Source organism: Amycolatopsis sp. N2S4-7, assembly GCF_058119595.1.
Window position 1 is genome coordinate 9,987,369 of the sequence record NZ_CP172299.1, and the last position, 13,980, is coordinate 10,001,348.

Genomic DNA, 13,980 nt, shown 5'->3' on the forward strand with positions numbered 1-13,980 from the left:
CCGCGTGGGTCATGCCGGGTCTCCCGAGTGGTGGCAGTGCGCGCCCGCGGACGGCGGCACGTCCAGCGTCGGATTGCGGTCGAAGAACCCGACCGGCTTGAGGGTGAAGCCCGTGTAGTCGACCGGCATGATCGGCCAGTCCTCGGGCCGCGGCACGTGCGTCAGGCCGAAGGTGTGCCAGACGACGACGTCCTCGCCGGCCAGCGGGCGGTCCTGGGCCGCGTACGCCGGGAGCCCGGCCCCGCCCGCGTGCTGGTTGACGAAGTCGCCCGCCGAATAGCGTTCGGCCGGGTCGTAGCGCGTCACCCACAGGTGTTTCGTGGCGAACCCGGCGCGGCGCGCGATCGAGGACCGCGGATCGGCGAGCAGGGTCGGCAGGCCTTCGGGGACGAGCGCGTAGCCGACCGGGCGGCCGAGGCGGTTCTCGCGGCCGGGGTTGACGATGTGCCAGGCCCGGTTGCGGGCGGGGTCGGCGTCGCGCTGGGCCTCGGACTCCTTCTCCAGCACCGTCCGGCGCGTGGTGAACGCGTTGCCGCGCGGGTTGTCCGGCCCGATCGGCACGCGCTCGACGTCGATCTCCTCGACCTGGTTGCGGACGCCGTCGACGGTCATGTCGAGCCGCGCGCTGAACAGGTGCTGGTGCAGCGGCGCGCCGAGCCCGGGGGCGATCTGCGAGGCGTACGGGTAGTCGCCGCCGTCGTGCGCCGAGGTGAACACGACGCCCGTCGCCTTCGTCTCGAAGCCGATCGTGCCGTCGAGGTGGAAGTACCAGTAGAACCCGTAGTCGTAGTTGCCGACCGTGGTGAAGAACGACACCACCAGCCGGCGCTGCCGCCGCGTCTGAGCGGAACCGGACCACAGATCCGTGTGTTTCCAGAGGATCCCGAAGTCTTCCTCGTGGATGCAGATGGCGTGGGGGAGGGTCTTCGGCTCGCCGCGTTCGTCGGCGATCACCGCGTCGAGGTACGTGATCTCGCCGAGGCAGTCGCACCCCGGTTCGAGGGCGTTCGCGTACCGGCCGACGAGGTATTCGCCGGTGTCGAAGTAGTTCTGCCACGACCGCACCGGCGCCGGGTCCGCGTACGGCACCACCATTTCGGCGATGGACGCGCGGTAGACGATCGGGCGGACGCCGTCGCCTTCGCCTTCGCCGAAGCCGATCTGGTGCAGGACCAGGCCTTCCCGGGCGTCGAACCCGACGCGCAGCGACCACTTCTCCCAGCTGAGCAGGTTGCCGTCCAGGTGCAGGCTCGATCCTTCGGGCTGGGTGATCTCGATCGGTTTCTGCGTGGTGCGCAGGGGTCCGCTCACCGCCGGGTCGTCGTAGTTGCCGGACTCCCGGGGGATGGGCACGGGCCCGCTGTCGATGACCTGGTCGACGACCCGGTTCATCGTGTCGACGTAGGCGACCAGGCCGTCGATCGGGTGGGCCCACGCCGAGTCGGTTTCCTTCTCCTGCAGGAAAGCCAGGCCGCGCAGGATCCGCCGGCCCGCTTCGTCCGGGTACTCGTCGGCGTAGACGCCGGCCGAAAGCGGGGCCACGCGGACGTGTTCGACCGCGAGCCCGCGGGCGTCGAGGGCGGCGAGCCAGCGTTCGTCGGTGGCGAGGATCCGTTCGACGAGCTCGAACTCCTCGTCCAGCACGGGAAGCTGGCCGCTGGTCGCAGTGTCGAGTTCGGCCGTGGAGACGACTTCCGCGGCCACGACGTCGACGACGACGTCCCGCGATTCCTGCGTCGCCAGGTCCAGCAGCAGCGCGCGGAACCGGCGGCCCCCGCGGCCGGCGAGCACGTCCTCTTTCGGGGGTTCTTCGAGTCCGATGTAGACGAATCGGGTGCTTTCGGCGACCAGTCCGGCCTTCTCGGCCGTGGTGCCGACGGTGCGGATTTCTTCGGCTGTCACCGGGGCGAGCGGATGCTGGCGCATCGGCGTCCTCCTTGAGCGCGTGGCGGCCACTATACTGAACACTTGTACAAAATAAAGAGCCCGGAAAATAACGGCTGGGTCACGGCCTAAGCTGGGTGGGCAAAGCCGTCGGGGAAAGCGAGCATCCGTGCCCAAGGTCGTCGATCACGACGCGCGCCGTCGCGAGATCATCGGGGTGGTGTGGCGGCTCGTCGCGGAAGAGGGCATCCGGTCGGTGACGACCCGGCGGATCGCCGAGGCGGCGGGCTTCGCGAACGGGGCGCTGCTCTACTACTTCCCGAACAAGGACGCGGTCCTCGACGCCGCGTTCCAGCACATCTTCGACGCCACCAACACCCGCGCCGACAAGGTGGCAGGCGATCGCCGCGGGCTGGCCGGGCTCCGGACGCTGTGCCTGGAGATCATGCCCCTGGACGGAGAGCGCCGCCTGGAGGCGCGGCTGGCGATCACGTTCTGGCAGCAGGCGCTGAACTCCCCGGAGAAGGCCGAGCTGCACGCCGGCTTCATGAACCGCTGGCGGGTGGAGATGAGCACCCGCCTCGCGGAGGCGGTGGACGAGGGTGAGCTCGACGAGCTGCCGAGCGTCGACGCCGTCGTGGACGAGCTGCTTTCGATGCTCATGGGCCTGCAGATCCTGGGGGTGCTCTCGCCGAAGGAAGCCACCCCGGAGCGGCAGCTCGGTCAGCTCGACGGGTTCTTCGCCCGGCTGCGCCGGAACCCGCGCTGGCCCGGGGCGAGCTGAGCACGGGATCAGGACGCTCCGCTGCCGGGCGGGCTGACCCGCCGGGCCCGTCGTCAGCGGTGGCGGCGCAGCCCGTCGAACGCCACCGCGACGACGGCGTCCGCGAGCGCGTCCGCCGAGATCCCGCCGCGGGGCCGGTACCACTCGGCGATCGAGTTGACCGTGCCGAAGAGCAGGCGGGCGGAGACGTTCGGGTCGATGTCGGGGCGCAGGTCGCCGTCGGCGGCGGCCTTGCTCACCAGGTCGGCGACGAGCTGGTCGAACTCCTTGCGGCGGGCCAGCGCGGCGCGCTCGACCTTCGTGTTGCCGCGGATGCGCAGCAGCAGCGTGACGAACGGCAGCTGCTCGATCAGCACGCCGACGCTCGCCCGCACGAGGTGCTCGAGCTTGTCGACGGCCCGGCCGTCCAGCTCGTCCACTGTGGCCGCTTCGGCGAAGAGGCCGTCGAGGGCCCGGTTCACGGCCAGCCGCAGCAGCTCGTCCTTGCTCGGCACGTGGTGGTAGATCGCCGACTTGGAGATGCCGAGCTTGCGGGAGAGGTCTTCCATGCTGGTGCCGTCGAACCCGCGCTCGGTGAACGCCGCGACCGCCACGCGCAGCAGGGATTCCAGGTCGTACCCCGGCCTGCCGCGCCGGGCGGGCGGGTTCGTCGCTGTGTCGGCCATGCCGGCCATTGTCGCAAGCCCGCGATCTCCCGCGCGGCGGCGTGCCGCCGCTCGGCATCGGTGCCGGTCAGGCTTTCGACCCGGACGGCCAGGAGGTCCATCCGGTCGTGCTCGGCGAGCCGGAGCCGGCAGTGCGGGGCCGGGCCGCTGCGCTCGACGGACCTGGGAGTAGCCGAGGACTTCGACGTCCGGGCCACTTTCGCGTGAATCGCCACGAAGGAGGTCGCCGGCCCGCTATCGTCAGCGGCAGCTGTGACAGTCTTGAGTAGATTGCCACATGAGCGAGTCCTCGCGAGAGGACGCGACGAGGGGGAGCGGCGGGGATGGACGACACCTGGCGCCTGCCGGGGTACGCCGAAGTGGACGTGCTCGGGACCGGCGGCTTCGGGCGGGTCGTGCTGGCCAAGCACGAGGCCTCCGGGACCATGGCGGCGATCAAGTACCTGCGCGCGGAGTTCCTCGCCGACGCGCGGATCGCCGACGGGTTCCGGCGGGAGGCGTGGCTGCTGGCCGGCGTGCGGAGCCCGCACGTCGTCCGGCTCTTCGACTTCGCCGAGACGCCGCAGGGGGCCGCGCTGGTCATGGAGGCGGTGCCCGGCGTGTCGCTGCGCGCCCTGCTGGTGGCGGAGAACGTCCTGGCGCCCGAGGCGGCGCTGGCGATCCTGAAGGGCTCGCTGCTCGGCCTCGCCGACGCGCACGCCGTCGGCGTGGTCCACCGGGACTACAAGCCGGGGAACGTGCTGGTGTCGCGGGAGGGCGAGTCGAAGCTGGTCGACTTCGGACTGGCCACTTTGGACGGCCACAACGGACTGAGCGCCGGTTCCCCGTTCTACATGGCGCCGGAGCAGTGGGCCGGTCAGCCGGGCATGCCCGCCACCGACGTCTACGCGGCCACGTGCGTGTTCTACCAGTGCGTCACCGGGCACCGGCCGTTCGAGGCGGACACCAGCGAGCAACTGCGCGCCCTGCACGGCGGAGCGCCCGTGCCGATGGACGCGGTCCCCGAGGCGCTGCGCCCGCTGATCGCGCGCGGCATGGCGAAGGACCCGGCGTGGCGACCGGCGACGGCGGACGCGTTCGTCACCGAACTGGAAACCGTCGCGCGCGAGGCCTACGGCAAGAACTGGGAGAAGCGCGGCTGGAAGCGGCTGGCCGCCTCGGCCGCGGCGTTGACGGCGCTGACGCCGCTGGCGCTCCTGACGACCGCGGGCACCGCCGCCGCGCCGATCGCCGCAGCCGGGGCCGGCGCCGGTGCGACGGCCACGGGCACCGGGACCGGGCTGACCGCGGCGCTGGCGGGCAAGATCGCCATGGCGGTCGCGATCGTCGGCGGCCTGGTCGCCGGCGGGGTGCTGCTCCTCCCGAACGGCGACAACCCGCCCGCCCCGCCTCCGCCCGCGCCCGCGGCGCTGTCGGTCGCCATGCAGACGATGTCCGGGCGGGACCAGGCGCTGCCGATCAGCTACGAGCTCCAGTACCCGCAGGTGTCCGGCGGCGCGGACGCCGCGCTCCGGCAACGGATCAACGACGCGCTGCGGGCACCGGTCGACAAGCGGCTGAAGTCCCTCCGGGACACTGCCGCGGATCCGAGCACGCTCGAGCGGATCCGCGAGGACGGCGAAACGCTCGGGGTGCACTCGTCCGCGCGGATCCTCGCGCAGAAGCCGGGTCTGCTTTCCGTGCGGTACGACCACGATCTCGACTCCGACGTCCTGTCGCACACCACGTGGCGGTTCCCCGAGGCGCTCTCCGTCGACCTCGCCACCGGGCAGGCGCTCGGACCCAAGGACGTGTTCCGGCCCGAAATCCTGACGGCCACCGGCATGCGGACGCTGACCCAGCGGCTGGCGCCGCACACGAGGAACGGTTTCTGCACCGTCCCCACGGTCGTCGGGGATCCGGAGCGGCAGGTCAGCATCGACGCCGCGGAGCGCCCGGGTGGCGGTGACCACGTGCCGGGAGCGACGTTCGGGTTCACCGACACCGGCGCCGAGTTCGAGATCCTCTGGTACGACCTCGGCTGCGCCACCGCGGCCGGGAACGAGGTGGTGGAGCTGCCGTACGCCGAGCTCGCCGACCTGCTGCAGCCGAAGGTCCTCACGATGCTGGGCAAGACGGCGTCCGCCGCTCCGTCGGCGTCGGCGTCGGCATCTGCGCGGCCTGGTGCCGGGAACACCTACACGAACGCCCGTTTCGGGTTCACCACGCTCGTGCCGCCGGGCTACACGGCGTCGTCGTGGGTCCCGGAGAACGGCGAGGGGATGCGGTTCACCGACCCCGATCTCGGGGCGACGCTGACGGTGTGGGGAACCAACTCGGGCGGCCTGCGGCCGGCGGACAAGCTGGCCCAGCTGATCGCCTCGGTGGAGGGCGACAGCGGCCGGGTGACGTTCCGCTCCGCCGACAAGGACGGCTACACGGTCTCCGGCTACCAGGGCGACGGCAAGATCTTCTACGAGCACGAGGCCATCGGCCCCGGCTCGACGGCGGGCCTGCGCTGGGTCTACCCGGCCGCCGACAAGGCAAAGCTGGACAAACCGGTCACGGACACGGTGGAAGCCTTCAAACCGGGCGATCTCTCCCAGCCGCACTGACCGCTCCCCGGGTCTTGAGCGGGACGCAGGCGCGGCCGTAGCGCCGGCTTCGGTGTGATTTCCACGGTCACTTCGGAGTTTTGGTTGCGTTGTCGCGGGGGCGCAGTAGGGTGCCTCGCGGGCACGTTCTGTCGTCGCGACGGAACCTGGAGTAGGGGGAATGAGGGTGTTCGACGCCGTGATGCGGTCGTGACCGGACCGCACCGTGATCTGCGACTGCTGCAGCAGGAGGCCGGGGAGCTGGATGCCCGGCTCGCGGCCGCCCGGCATGCGGCGCACTCGGGCGACCGGTTGGTCACCGCGGTCGTGACCGGCCAGGGAAAACTCGTCGACCTGCGGATCGATGACCGGGCGCTCCACGGCGCGCACGGGCAGAAGCTGGGCCCGGGCATCGTCGAAGCCGTCCGCAACGCGCGCAACGAAGCACGCGCGTCCTCGCTGCCGCAGCTGAACGCCCTGTTCGGCAAGCAGCAGCCACCGCCGCCGGCTGCGACCCCGCCCGAGGTGCGGAGCCGACCGGCCGCGCCGGAGCCCGCCCGTCGTCCGGGTGTGCCGGACGACGAGGAGAGCTTCGAGCAGCTCGACTTCCTGAGCGACGAGGAGCCGGAACCGGAGGGTGGGCGCTGGTGAACAGCGAAGAGCGGCTCTACAACCTCGCGAAGGAGATCGACGCGCGGGTGGCCGCCGTGGAGCAGGCGGCGAAGACCGGGGAAAGCCTGCCGTTGGTGCTGAACATCGGGGCGGGCCTCGGCACGGTGACGGTGGACGGGGCGGGTGGCCTCGTTTCGGTGGACCTCGCTCGCGACGCGGTCGCCGGGCAGACGGGCGCAAGTCTCGCGGGTCACGTCCTGCGGGCGATCAACAACGCCGAATCGGCGGCGTCGACCCGACGCAAGGTCATGATCGACGACGCGGCACGGGAGGTCCGATGAGCACCGGCAATTTCACCAACCCGTTCGGCAACGCCGCCGCTGGTTCCGGCTTCGAGGTCTACCCGGAGTCCTTGCGCGCCGCGACCGACGACGTCTTCGCCGCGCGCGACAAGGTCGTCCAGTTCGGCAACGAAGACCTGTCGCAGATGATCCTGAGCGAGGACGACGTGGGCATGCTGGGCGCCGAGGCGGGCGTCGTCCGGGCTTTCAACGACGCCATCGGCCACATCCGGGACAAGACCAACAAGGGCGCGGTGCAGCTGGATCGGTTCGCCGAGGCCATGGACAAAGCCGCCGACTACTACGAAACCCAGGACGAAGAAGACTTCAAGCGCTTGCGGGACCTGGAGAAGGGACTGAAATGATCATGGCCACGCCGACAGTCCCGTCGTCGTCGACGCCCGCCGATCCGCCGGGGCCCTATCCGGACGAAGCCGACGCGAAGATCCGCAAGATCGCCGAGCTCTTCGGCCGGCACGACGTCCTGCGGCTGCTGGAGGACGTCCGGAACCGCCTGCTGGGCAACGCGGTCCAGGTCCAGGGTTTGGCCGCGGCATTCGCGGAAAACCACACCCTGGGGGACGCGGGTGACGACATCGACAAGGCCCTTCTCGCTGTGAGTGGTACTTGGAGCGGCCACGCCGCCTCCCAGTTCACCACCTACGCCGGGTCCGTCGGGAAAGCGCTCGAAGGTCAGCAGGACGTCGTGGCGAGCATGTCCGGGATCCTTTCGGGCATCGCCGGCTGCGTGATCGAAACCTACGCCAAGGCCATCGAATTCATCGGAACCTGCGCTGTCGAGCTGGGGAAACTGGGGTACAAGACGATCATCGCGGTCGTCACCTCGATGATTCCCATCGTGGACATCTTCACTTCGAAGGAAGTGATCGACGCGGTGGTGGACGCGTTCGCCACCCTCGTCAAATCGGTCAGCGACCTCTTCGCGCAAGCCCAGAAAACGCTGGGTGGTTTCGCGGACAACGCGATCAAGCTGATGCAGGGAAAGACCGACTTCCCGGAGATCCCCGAGCTGCCGGGCCACTCCGGAATGGACGACCCCAGGCATTGGCGCATCGATCCCACCGCGGCCCCGGCATGAAGGCGCCGGCGCTGCTCGTCGCGGTGGTCGTGGCGGCGAGCCTGCTCAGCGCCTGCGGGCCGAAGGAGCCCGAGCGTGTTCTGGCCCAGCCGCCGGCGCCTGCCCGAACCGGGGCGCCGTTGCCGCTCACCCAGGTCGATCGGCCCGTCGGGCTGGCGAAGTTCGACTCGGATCCGTGCGGGCTGCTCACCAAGGAGCAGGCCGCGGCCGTCGTGGCCGATCCGCCGAACGAGATCCGAGCGAACCGCCGGACGAGCCTTCCCGCCTTCGGGTGCTCGTGGACCCGCTTGCCCGGCGGGCTCGTCTCGGTGGTGAAGCCGGTTCAGAGCCCGAAGACCCTCGCCGAGCTGTCCGTCTCGAACCTCAAGGAGGACGGCGAGCTGGACCCGTGGACCGAGACCTCGATCGACGGTCTCCCGGCGGTCGTCTACCACGTGTTCGGGCACCTGGACGAGTGCTCGGTCTCCGTCCAGGTGACCGCTGACCAGATGCTCACCTTCGAATCCCAGGGGCAGGCCATCCCCGGGAGTTACTGGGACAAGGATCGCTGCGGCGGCCTCGCGAAGATGGCCGAGTTCGTGATCGGCAACCTCCGGGCGGCCTGACGCGGGCACTCGGCGAGTCACCCCAGCCGGGCGGCGCGGGTCAGGAGGTGGCGCCGCTCGGGTTCGCTGGTCGTGCGCCGGGCCGCCTCCTGGTAGCCGGCGCGCGCCGCCGTGTGGTCGCCGGCCATCTCCAGCAGGTGGGCCCGCACGGACACGAGGTGGTGGGAGGCGGCGAGGCGCTCGTCGGCCGAGAGGGCGTCGAGGACGGCCAGGCCGGCCGCGGGGCCCCGGACCTTGGCCACCGCCACGGCGCGGTTGAGCGTCACCGTCGGGTTGGGGGCCACGCGCTCGAGAACCGTGTACAAGGCCAGGATCTGCGGCCAGTCGGTGGCTTCGGCGGTGAGTGCCTCGTCGTGGACGGCGGCGATCGCGGCCTGGAGCTGGTACGGGCCGATCGGGCCCCTCGACAGGGCGCCGGTCACCAGGGCCACGCCCTCGGCGATGGCTTCGGCGTTCCAGAGCGTCCGGTCCTGCTCGCTCAGCGGCACCAGCGACCCGTCCGGGGCCGTCCGGGCCCGGCGGCGGGCGTCGGTCAGCAGCAGCAGGCCCAGGAGCCCGGCCACCTCGCCGTCGCCGGGGACCAGCCGGTGGAGCTCACGGGCCAGCCGGATGGCCTCGGCCGTCAGCTCGGCCCGCACCAGCTGCGCTCCCGACGTCGCCGTGTAGCCCTCGTTGAAGACGAGGTAGACCACCTGGAGCACGACGCCGAGCCGCTCCGCCTGCTCGGCCGGCGGCGGCAGCTCGAACGCGGCCCCGGCGGCCTTGATGCGTTGCTTCGCCCGGCTGATCCGCTGCGCCATGGTCGCCTCGGGCACGAGGAAGGCCCGCGCGATCTCGGCGGTCGACAGGCCGCCGACGGCCCGCAGGGTCAGCGCGACCTGCGACGAGGGCGTCAACGCCGGGTGGCAGCACAGGAACAGCAGCGTCAACGTGTCGTCGGCGTACACCTCGGCGCCGGCGGGCGGCGTGCGGAGGGCGTCGGCCTCCTCCCGCCGGCGGCGGGCGGCGTCGCTGCGCACCTGGTCGGCGAGGCGGCGCGACGCTACCGTCACCAGCCAGGCCCGCGGGTTCTCCGGCCACCCCCGCACCGGCCACTGGGCCGCGGCCTCCGCGAGTGCCTCCTGGACCGCGTCCTCGCAGGCGTCGAAGTGGCCGTAGCGGCGCACCAGCGCGCCCAGCACCTCCGGGACCAGCCGCCGGACGGCCTGCCAGCCGGTCACGGCTCGACGTTGGCCTCGTGCATGAGCGGCCGGACCTCCACCCCCCAGTACCGCGCCGACGGGTTGCGAGCCGCGATCTCCAGGGCCCGGTCCAGGCTGTCGCAGTCGACGATCGTGAAGCTGCCCAGGTACTCCTTGGCCTCGGCGTAGGGGCCGTCGGTGACCACCGGCGTCCCGCCGGTGGCCCGGACCATCTTGGCGTTCACCTGGTCGGCCACGCCGTAGGCGCCGACCAGCTCGCCCGACTCGAACAGCTCCCGGTTGAGGGCGTCGGTCTCGCGGACGATCTCGGCGAAGGTCTCCGCACCCACCGAGCTGAAGGCTTCCTCGTTGCCGTAGATCAGCAGCATGTACTTCACAGCCAGCTCCTCTCACTGCTCCGGCTGGGCCGGTCCGACCAGGGCGCCGCCGGCTCCGCGATCGTCCAGCACCAGCTTCGACCGCCCGCTGACGGTATAGCGGATGTGGGTGACCCCGGGCGTGGCGACGACCCGGGCCGGGACCAGTTCGACGCCGTCGTCCGCGCCGAGGCCGAGGCTCGCGTCGAACAGGCGCTGGCCGTCGCCCAGCAGCACCGGGGCGATGTGCAGCTCGAGCTGGTCGAGCAGCCCGGCGGCCAGCACCTCGCGCACGAGCTCCCCGCCGCCGGCCACCGCCACGTCCTTGCCGCCGGCGGCGTCCCTGGCCAGCTCGACGGCCCGCGCGAGCCCGTCGGTGACGAAGGTGAAGGAGGTGCCGCCCCGGCGTTCGAGCACGGCCCGCGGGCGGTGGGTGACGACGAACACCGGCGCGCGGAACGGCGGCTCCTCGCCCCAGGGCACCTCACCGGCGTCGAACATGCGGCGGCCCATGACGTAGGCACCGGTCGCCGCGAAGTTCTCCTCGATGATCTCCGAGTCGGCCGACTGCTCGCCGCCGGCGAAGCCCTGCCGTTCCCGCCAGGCCGTGGCGTCGACGGCCCAGCGGGTGACCCGGAAGAACCCGGGCGCTTCGGGCCCCCGCAGCCAGCCGCTCATGTCCGTCGACCCGGACGTGTCCCGCGGCCCGGTGTAGAAGCCGTCGAGGGACACCGACATCTGGGCGGTCACCTTGGTCATCGTTCGTGCTCCACTCGTGCGGGGCGGCCCCGTCGGCCGCCGCTGCCCCTCAGTCGGAGCCGACCGCCCGATCTCGACACGCGCCGTCGAGGGTTCGCTTGACGACTTCGAGGCCGTTCGCCATCGCCTCGGTCATCGGCGCGGCGAGGTCGTCGGGGAGCAGGTCGCGGCTCCAGCGCAGCCGGCACCGCCGCTCGCCGTCGGCGACGACCTGCATGACGGCGTTGTCGTGCTCCGGGCGCACGGTGCCGCCGACGACCGAGTAGACGATCCGGCGGGCGTCGTGGTCGACGTGGATCCGCCGTTCCCGGACCACCGCGCCGTCGGCGAAGGTGACGACCCGGTGGTCGCCCTCGGCCCGGGTGTCGACCACGAACCCCGGTGCCATGCGCGAGGGACCCGCGGCGAAGTCGCCGATCACCTCCCACACGTCGTCGGCCGCGGACTCGATCACGATTTCCTTGCTGATGGAAGCCATTTCTCCTACCTGGGTTCCGGCGCTGCCGCCCTTCGGATCCGGGCGCCCGAGTCTCACCCGGAGCCATCCCGCGGGTCTTGAAGATCCTTGCCGGCCGGATCGTCGGTCTCCCGCAGGCCCACCGGTCCCGGAGGTGCTCGGCCGCAACGCCGAGCTGCTCGCCGGATTCCGGCGGCGCGGTCTGCCCGTCGTGCTCGTCAACGTGACCGGCGGCCCCGCCGGGCGCAACGACCTCGGCGCGGCACCGGGAGATCACTTCGTCACCAAGCGGTCGCGCAGCGCCTTCACGCAGACGGGCCTGGCCGAGTGGCCGCGCGAGCGCGGGGTGACGCAGGTCGTCGTCACCGGCATCCCGACCGGCAGCGGCGTCGAGCCGACCGTGCCGATCGACGCCGTGACCGGTGGGGACGTCAACAACGTCGGCGGCATCCCCGCCGGCACGCTCGACGACGTCGGTCCCGAGCTGTGGCGGCACGCGGGGGACCTGAAGGTCTTCGGCTACATCGACCTCGTCCGGCTCGTGTACCCGCGGCTTCGCGACCGGGGGGCACGGCGTCAACGTCAACGTCAACGTCATCGGCACCGGCGGCGAGCGGCCGACCGCCGGGTACCTCGCCGGCGGGGCGGGCAATGCGGCCTTGATGGCGTTCACCAAGGCGCTCGGCGGTGAGGGCCCGCGCCACGGCGGGCGCGTGGTCGGCGTGAACCCCGGCCCGGTGGCCACCGAGCGGATCACCACGATGCGCGACGCCGACGCCGGCTTCGCCTCGCTGCCCTCGGGGCGCATCGCCGAGCCTCGCGAGGTCGCGGACCTGGTGGCCTTCCTGGCGTCCGAGCGCGCCGCCTACATCAGCGGCACCACCGTCACCATCGACGGCGGTCTGACGGCGGCGCGCTGATCCGAAAGGGCGCCGTCGCGCGGCCTCACGGGGTCGGGTGGACCGGGACGGCGGACTCCGCTGGGCATGGCTGACTCCTGGTGAGTCGGCCCCTGGGCGGGTGGCGGCGCCACGCAGAGGATCGGGGTGAAACCGGTTCCGAGGATCGCCGCGCGGCGCGGAACTGTCAAGGGTTGACAGGGCCGGGGCGGTGGTATGAACCTTTTCACCGATCGTCCCCGCCGGCCCTCGAGGGCATCCGCCCGGCACTCGGGGGACGAGCCGGACGACGCCGTCCCCTGACCGGCGGCGGGTCCGCTCCACCAGCCGGCCAGGGAGGAACCATGTCCACGAACGCCCCGCCGCGGCGCCGTCGCCGCGGACCCGGTGCCCGCTTGGCGACCCTGGCGGCGGCCCTCGCGGTCGCCGCGCTCGGCTTCGCCGTCCCGTCGGCGGCCGCCGCCGATGCCCTGATCTCGCAGGGGAAGAACGCCACCGCGTCGTCGGTGGAGAACGCCGGTACCCCCGCTTCCACCGCGGTGGACGGCAACACCGGCACCCGCTGGTCGTCGCAGTTCAGCGATCCACAGTGGATCCAGGTCGACCTCGGCGGGGCGGCGACCGTCAGCCAGGTCGTCCTGCGCTGGGAGGCGGCCTACGCCACGGCGTACCAGATCCAGGTGTCCGACAACGGATCCACCTGGTCCACTGTGTACCAGACCAGCACCGGAACCGGCGGCACGCAGACGCTGAACGTGACCGGATCCGGCCGGTACGTACGGCTGGCCACGACCGCGCGGGCCACCCCCTACGGGGTCTCGCTCTGGGAGTTCCAGGTGTTCGGCACCGGCGGCGGGACCACGCAGCCCGGGGCCGGCGTCCCGCCCGACTCGTTCTGGGGTGACACGAGCACCATCCCGGCCGCGCGGAACGTGCTCACCGTCAAGGTGCTCAACCGGACGAACGGCAAGTACCCGGACAGCCAGGTGTACTGGAACTTCGGCGGCCAGACGCATTCGATCGCCGAGCAGCCCTACCTCGACATGCCGGCCAACTCGGCCGGGCGGATGTACTTCTACCTCGGCACGCCGAACGGCCAGTACGCCGACTTCATCGAGTTCACCGTCGGCCCGGACGTGTTCAACGGCAACACCACCCGGGTGGACGCGTTCGCGCTGAAGCTGGCCATGCGGCTGCACGCGCACGACGGCTACGACGTGCAGGTCGGCGACGACTACGGGACGTTCCAGGAGGACCGCTCGGCCACGTTCGCCAAGTTCCAGGCCGAGGTGCCGACCGAGTTCAAGGGCCTGGCGACGGTGAACGCGCCGTACCGGATCCCGGCGCCGGGCAGCGCACCGGACTTCCGCGCGGGCGGCCGGTACGCGAACTACTTCACCGCCTACGCGCAGTCGGTGGGGGTCAACGAGCCGACGTCGAACATCACCGGGTGCGCCGGTTCGCTGGCCGGCAACCCCGACATGTGCGCGGCGCTGAACCGGCACACGGCGCACCTGCCGCAGTCGCAGTGGCAGGACCCGTCGCGGTACTACCAGGCGGCGCCGGCGAACTACTACGCGAAGTTCTGGCACGACCACGGCATCAACCACCTGGCGTACGGCTTCCCGTACGACGACGTGGCCGCCCAGTCCTCGTTCGTCTCGCACGGGGACCCGCAGTGGCTGGTGGTCGCTGTGGGCTGGTGACCGAGGGCGGCTCCGGTTCGGCGAACCGGAGCCGCCAC

16 protein-coding genes are annotated in these 13,980 nt (G+C 71.7%); 10 read left to right on the forward strand and 6 right to left on the reverse strand.

Annotation, left to right across the window (positions count from 1 at the left end; genetic code table 11):
- Positions 1–9: 9 nt before the first annotated feature.
- The gene (locus ACH54P_RS47220) at positions 10–1,956 is read right to left on the reverse strand and encodes a primary-amine oxidase (RefSeq protein WP_489917044.1); all 1,947 of its coding nucleotides are present in this window, start codon (positions 1,954–1,956) and stop codon (positions 10–12) included.
- Positions 1,957–2,053: 97 nt separating this feature from the next.
- Between ACH54P_RS47220 and ACH54P_RS47225 the strand changes: the two genes are divergently transcribed.
- On the forward strand, positions 2,054–2,668 hold the full coding sequence (locus tag ACH54P_RS47225) for a TetR/AcrR family transcriptional regulator (protein ID WP_489909835.1): 615 nt from the start codon (positions 2,054–2,056) through the stop codon (positions 2,666–2,668).
- 53 nt (positions 2,669–2,721) lie between these two features.
- On the opposite strand, the gene ACH54P_RS47230 is transcribed toward ACH54P_RS47225, so the two are convergent.
- Complete coding sequence (locus ACH54P_RS47230; RefSeq protein ID WP_489909836.1) at positions 2,722–3,333, reverse strand: TetR/AcrR family transcriptional regulator; 612 nt, start codon at positions 3,331–3,333, stop codon at positions 2,722–2,724.
- A gap of 323 nt (positions 3,334–3,656) precedes the next feature.
- Here ACH54P_RS47230 and ACH54P_RS47235 point away from each other — a divergent pair, with 323 nt between their 5' ends.
- From ACH54P_RS47235 to ACH54P_RS47260, 6 genes are all read left to right on the forward strand, one after another.
- The gene (locus tag ACH54P_RS47235; protein ID WP_489909837.1) at positions 3,657–5,927 is read left to right on the forward strand and encodes a protein kinase domain-containing protein; all 2,271 of its coding nucleotides are present in this window, start codon (positions 3,657–3,659) and stop codon (positions 5,925–5,927) included.
- Between the two features lie 189 nt (positions 5,928–6,116).
- A complete protein-coding gene (locus ACH54P_RS47240) occupies positions 6,117–6,557 on the forward strand; it encodes a YbaB/EbfC family nucleoid-associated protein (RefSeq protein WP_489909838.1) in 441 nt (146 codons plus the stop codon).
- Positions 6,554–6,859: a YbaB/EbfC family nucleoid-associated protein gene (locus tag ACH54P_RS47245; RefSeq protein WP_489909839.1), complete on the forward strand. Its 306-nt coding sequence runs from the start codon at positions 6,554–6,556 to the stop codon at positions 6,857–6,859. Before ACH54P_RS47240 ends, ACH54P_RS47245 begins: the two co-directional genes overlap by 4 nt.
- On the forward strand, positions 6,856–7,224 hold the full coding sequence (locus ACH54P_RS47250; RefSeq protein WP_489909840.1) for a hypothetical protein: 369 nt from the start codon (positions 6,856–6,858) through the stop codon (positions 7,222–7,224). Before ACH54P_RS47245 ends, ACH54P_RS47250 begins: the two co-directional genes overlap by 4 nt.
- Positions 7,221–7,958, forward strand: a complete 738-nt coding sequence (locus ACH54P_RS47255; RefSeq protein WP_489909841.1) for a WXG100 family type VII secretion target — start codon at positions 7,221–7,223, stop codon at positions 7,956–7,958. Before ACH54P_RS47250 ends, ACH54P_RS47255 begins: the two co-directional genes overlap by 4 nt.
- Positions 7,955–8,563 (forward strand): DUF3558 domain-containing protein, encoded by a 609-nt coding sequence (locus ACH54P_RS47260; RefSeq protein ID WP_489909842.1) that lies wholly within the window; start codon positions 7,955–7,957, stop codon positions 8,561–8,563. The genes ACH54P_RS47255 and ACH54P_RS47260 overlap by 4 nt, the downstream gene beginning before the upstream one ends.
- A gap of 17 nt (positions 8,564–8,580) precedes the next feature.
- On the opposite strand, the gene ACH54P_RS47265 is transcribed toward ACH54P_RS47260, so the two are convergent.
- From ACH54P_RS47265 to ACH54P_RS47280, 4 genes are read right to left on the reverse strand one after another with little or no spacing between them, the layout of a single operon-like run.
- Complete coding sequence (locus ACH54P_RS47265; protein WP_489909843.1) at positions 8,581–9,783, reverse strand: RNA polymerase sigma factor; 1,203 nt, start codon at positions 9,781–9,783, stop codon at positions 8,581–8,583.
- Positions 9,780–10,133, reverse strand: a complete 354-nt coding sequence (locus tag ACH54P_RS47270; RefSeq protein WP_489917046.1) for a YciI family protein — start codon at positions 10,131–10,133, stop codon at positions 9,780–9,782. Before ACH54P_RS47270 ends, ACH54P_RS47265 begins: the two co-directional genes overlap by 4 nt.
- A gap of 21 nt (positions 10,134–10,154) precedes the next feature.
- Positions 10,155–10,880 carry a dihydrofolate reductase family protein gene (locus ACH54P_RS47275; protein WP_489909844.1) on the reverse strand — a complete coding sequence of 242 codons (726 nt, stop codon included), beginning with the start codon at positions 10,878–10,880 and terminating at the stop codon, positions 10,155–10,157.
- Positions 10,881–10,929: 49 nt separating this feature from the next.
- The gene (locus ACH54P_RS47280) at positions 10,930–11,358 is read right to left on the reverse strand and encodes an SRPBCC family protein (protein ID WP_489909845.1); all 429 of its coding nucleotides are present in this window, start codon (positions 11,356–11,358) and stop codon (positions 10,930–10,932) included.
- Here ACH54P_RS47280 and ACH54P_RS47285 point away from each other — a divergent pair.
- The 3 genes from ACH54P_RS47285 (at position 11,348) to ACH54P_RS47295 (ending at position 13,942) form a co-directional block, all read left to right on the forward strand.
- Positions 11,348–12,028 (forward strand): cysteine hydrolase family protein, encoded by a 681-nt coding sequence (locus ACH54P_RS47285; protein ID WP_489917048.1) that lies wholly within the window; start codon positions 11,348–11,350, stop codon positions 12,026–12,028. The genes ACH54P_RS47280 and ACH54P_RS47285 overlap by 11 nt on opposite strands.
- Positions 11,934–12,257 carry an SDR family oxidoreductase gene (locus tag ACH54P_RS47290; protein WP_489917049.1) on the forward strand — a complete coding sequence of 108 codons (324 nt, stop codon included), beginning with the start codon at positions 11,934–11,936 and terminating at the stop codon, positions 12,255–12,257. The genes ACH54P_RS47285 and ACH54P_RS47290 overlap by 95 nt, the downstream gene beginning before the upstream one ends.
- Positions 12,258–12,580: 323 nt before the next feature.
- On the forward strand, positions 12,581–13,942 hold the full coding sequence (locus ACH54P_RS47295; RefSeq protein WP_489909846.1) for a beta-1,3-glucanase family protein: 1,362 nt from the start codon (positions 12,581–12,583) through the stop codon (positions 13,940–13,942).
- The last annotated feature ends 38 nt before the right edge of the window (positions 13,943–13,980 follow it).

What these genes read in the sequence shown, in the direction of transcription:
- ACH54P_RS47230 (WP_489909836.1), bottom strand. Translation starts at nt 3,333, where the DNA reads ATGGCCGACACAGCGACGAACCCGCCCGCCCGGCGCGGCAGGCCGGGG.
- ACH54P_RS47235 (WP_489909837.1), top strand. Translation starts at nt 3,657, where the DNA reads ATGGACGACACCTGGCGCCTGCCGGGGTACGCCGAAGTGGACGTGCTC.
- ACH54P_RS47250 (WP_489909840.1), top strand. Translation starts at nt 6,856, where the DNA reads ATGAGCACCGGCAATTTCACCAACCCGTTCGGCAACGCCGCCGCTGGT.
- ACH54P_RS47255 (WP_489909841.1), top strand. Translation starts at nt 7,221, where the DNA reads ATGATCATGGCCACGCCGACAGTCCCGTCGTCGTCGACGCCCGCCGAT.
- ACH54P_RS47260 (WP_489909842.1), top strand. Translation starts at nt 7,955, where the DNA reads ATGAAGGCGCCGGCGCTGCTCGTCGCGGTGGTCGTGGCGGCGAGCCTG.
- ACH54P_RS47270 (WP_489917046.1), bottom strand. Translation starts at nt 10,133, where the DNA reads ATGCTGCTGATCTACGGCAACGAGGAAGCCTTCAGCTCGGTGGGTGCG.
- ACH54P_RS47275 (WP_489909844.1), bottom strand. Translation starts at nt 10,880, where the DNA reads ATGACCAAGGTGACCGCCCAGATGTCGGTGTCCCTCGACGGCTTCTAC.
- ACH54P_RS47285 (WP_489917048.1), top strand. Translation starts at nt 11,348, where the DNA reads ATGGAAGCCATTTCTCCTACCTGGGTTCCGGCGCTGCCGCCCTTCGGA.
- ACH54P_RS47280 (WP_489909845.1), bottom strand. Translation starts at nt 11,358, where the DNA reads ATGGCTTCCATCAGCAAGGAAATCGTGATCGAGTCCGCGGCCGACGAC.
- ACH54P_RS47295 (WP_489909846.1), top strand. Translation starts at nt 12,581, where the DNA reads ATGTCCACGAACGCCCCGCCGCGGCGCCGTCGCCGCGGACCCGGTGCC.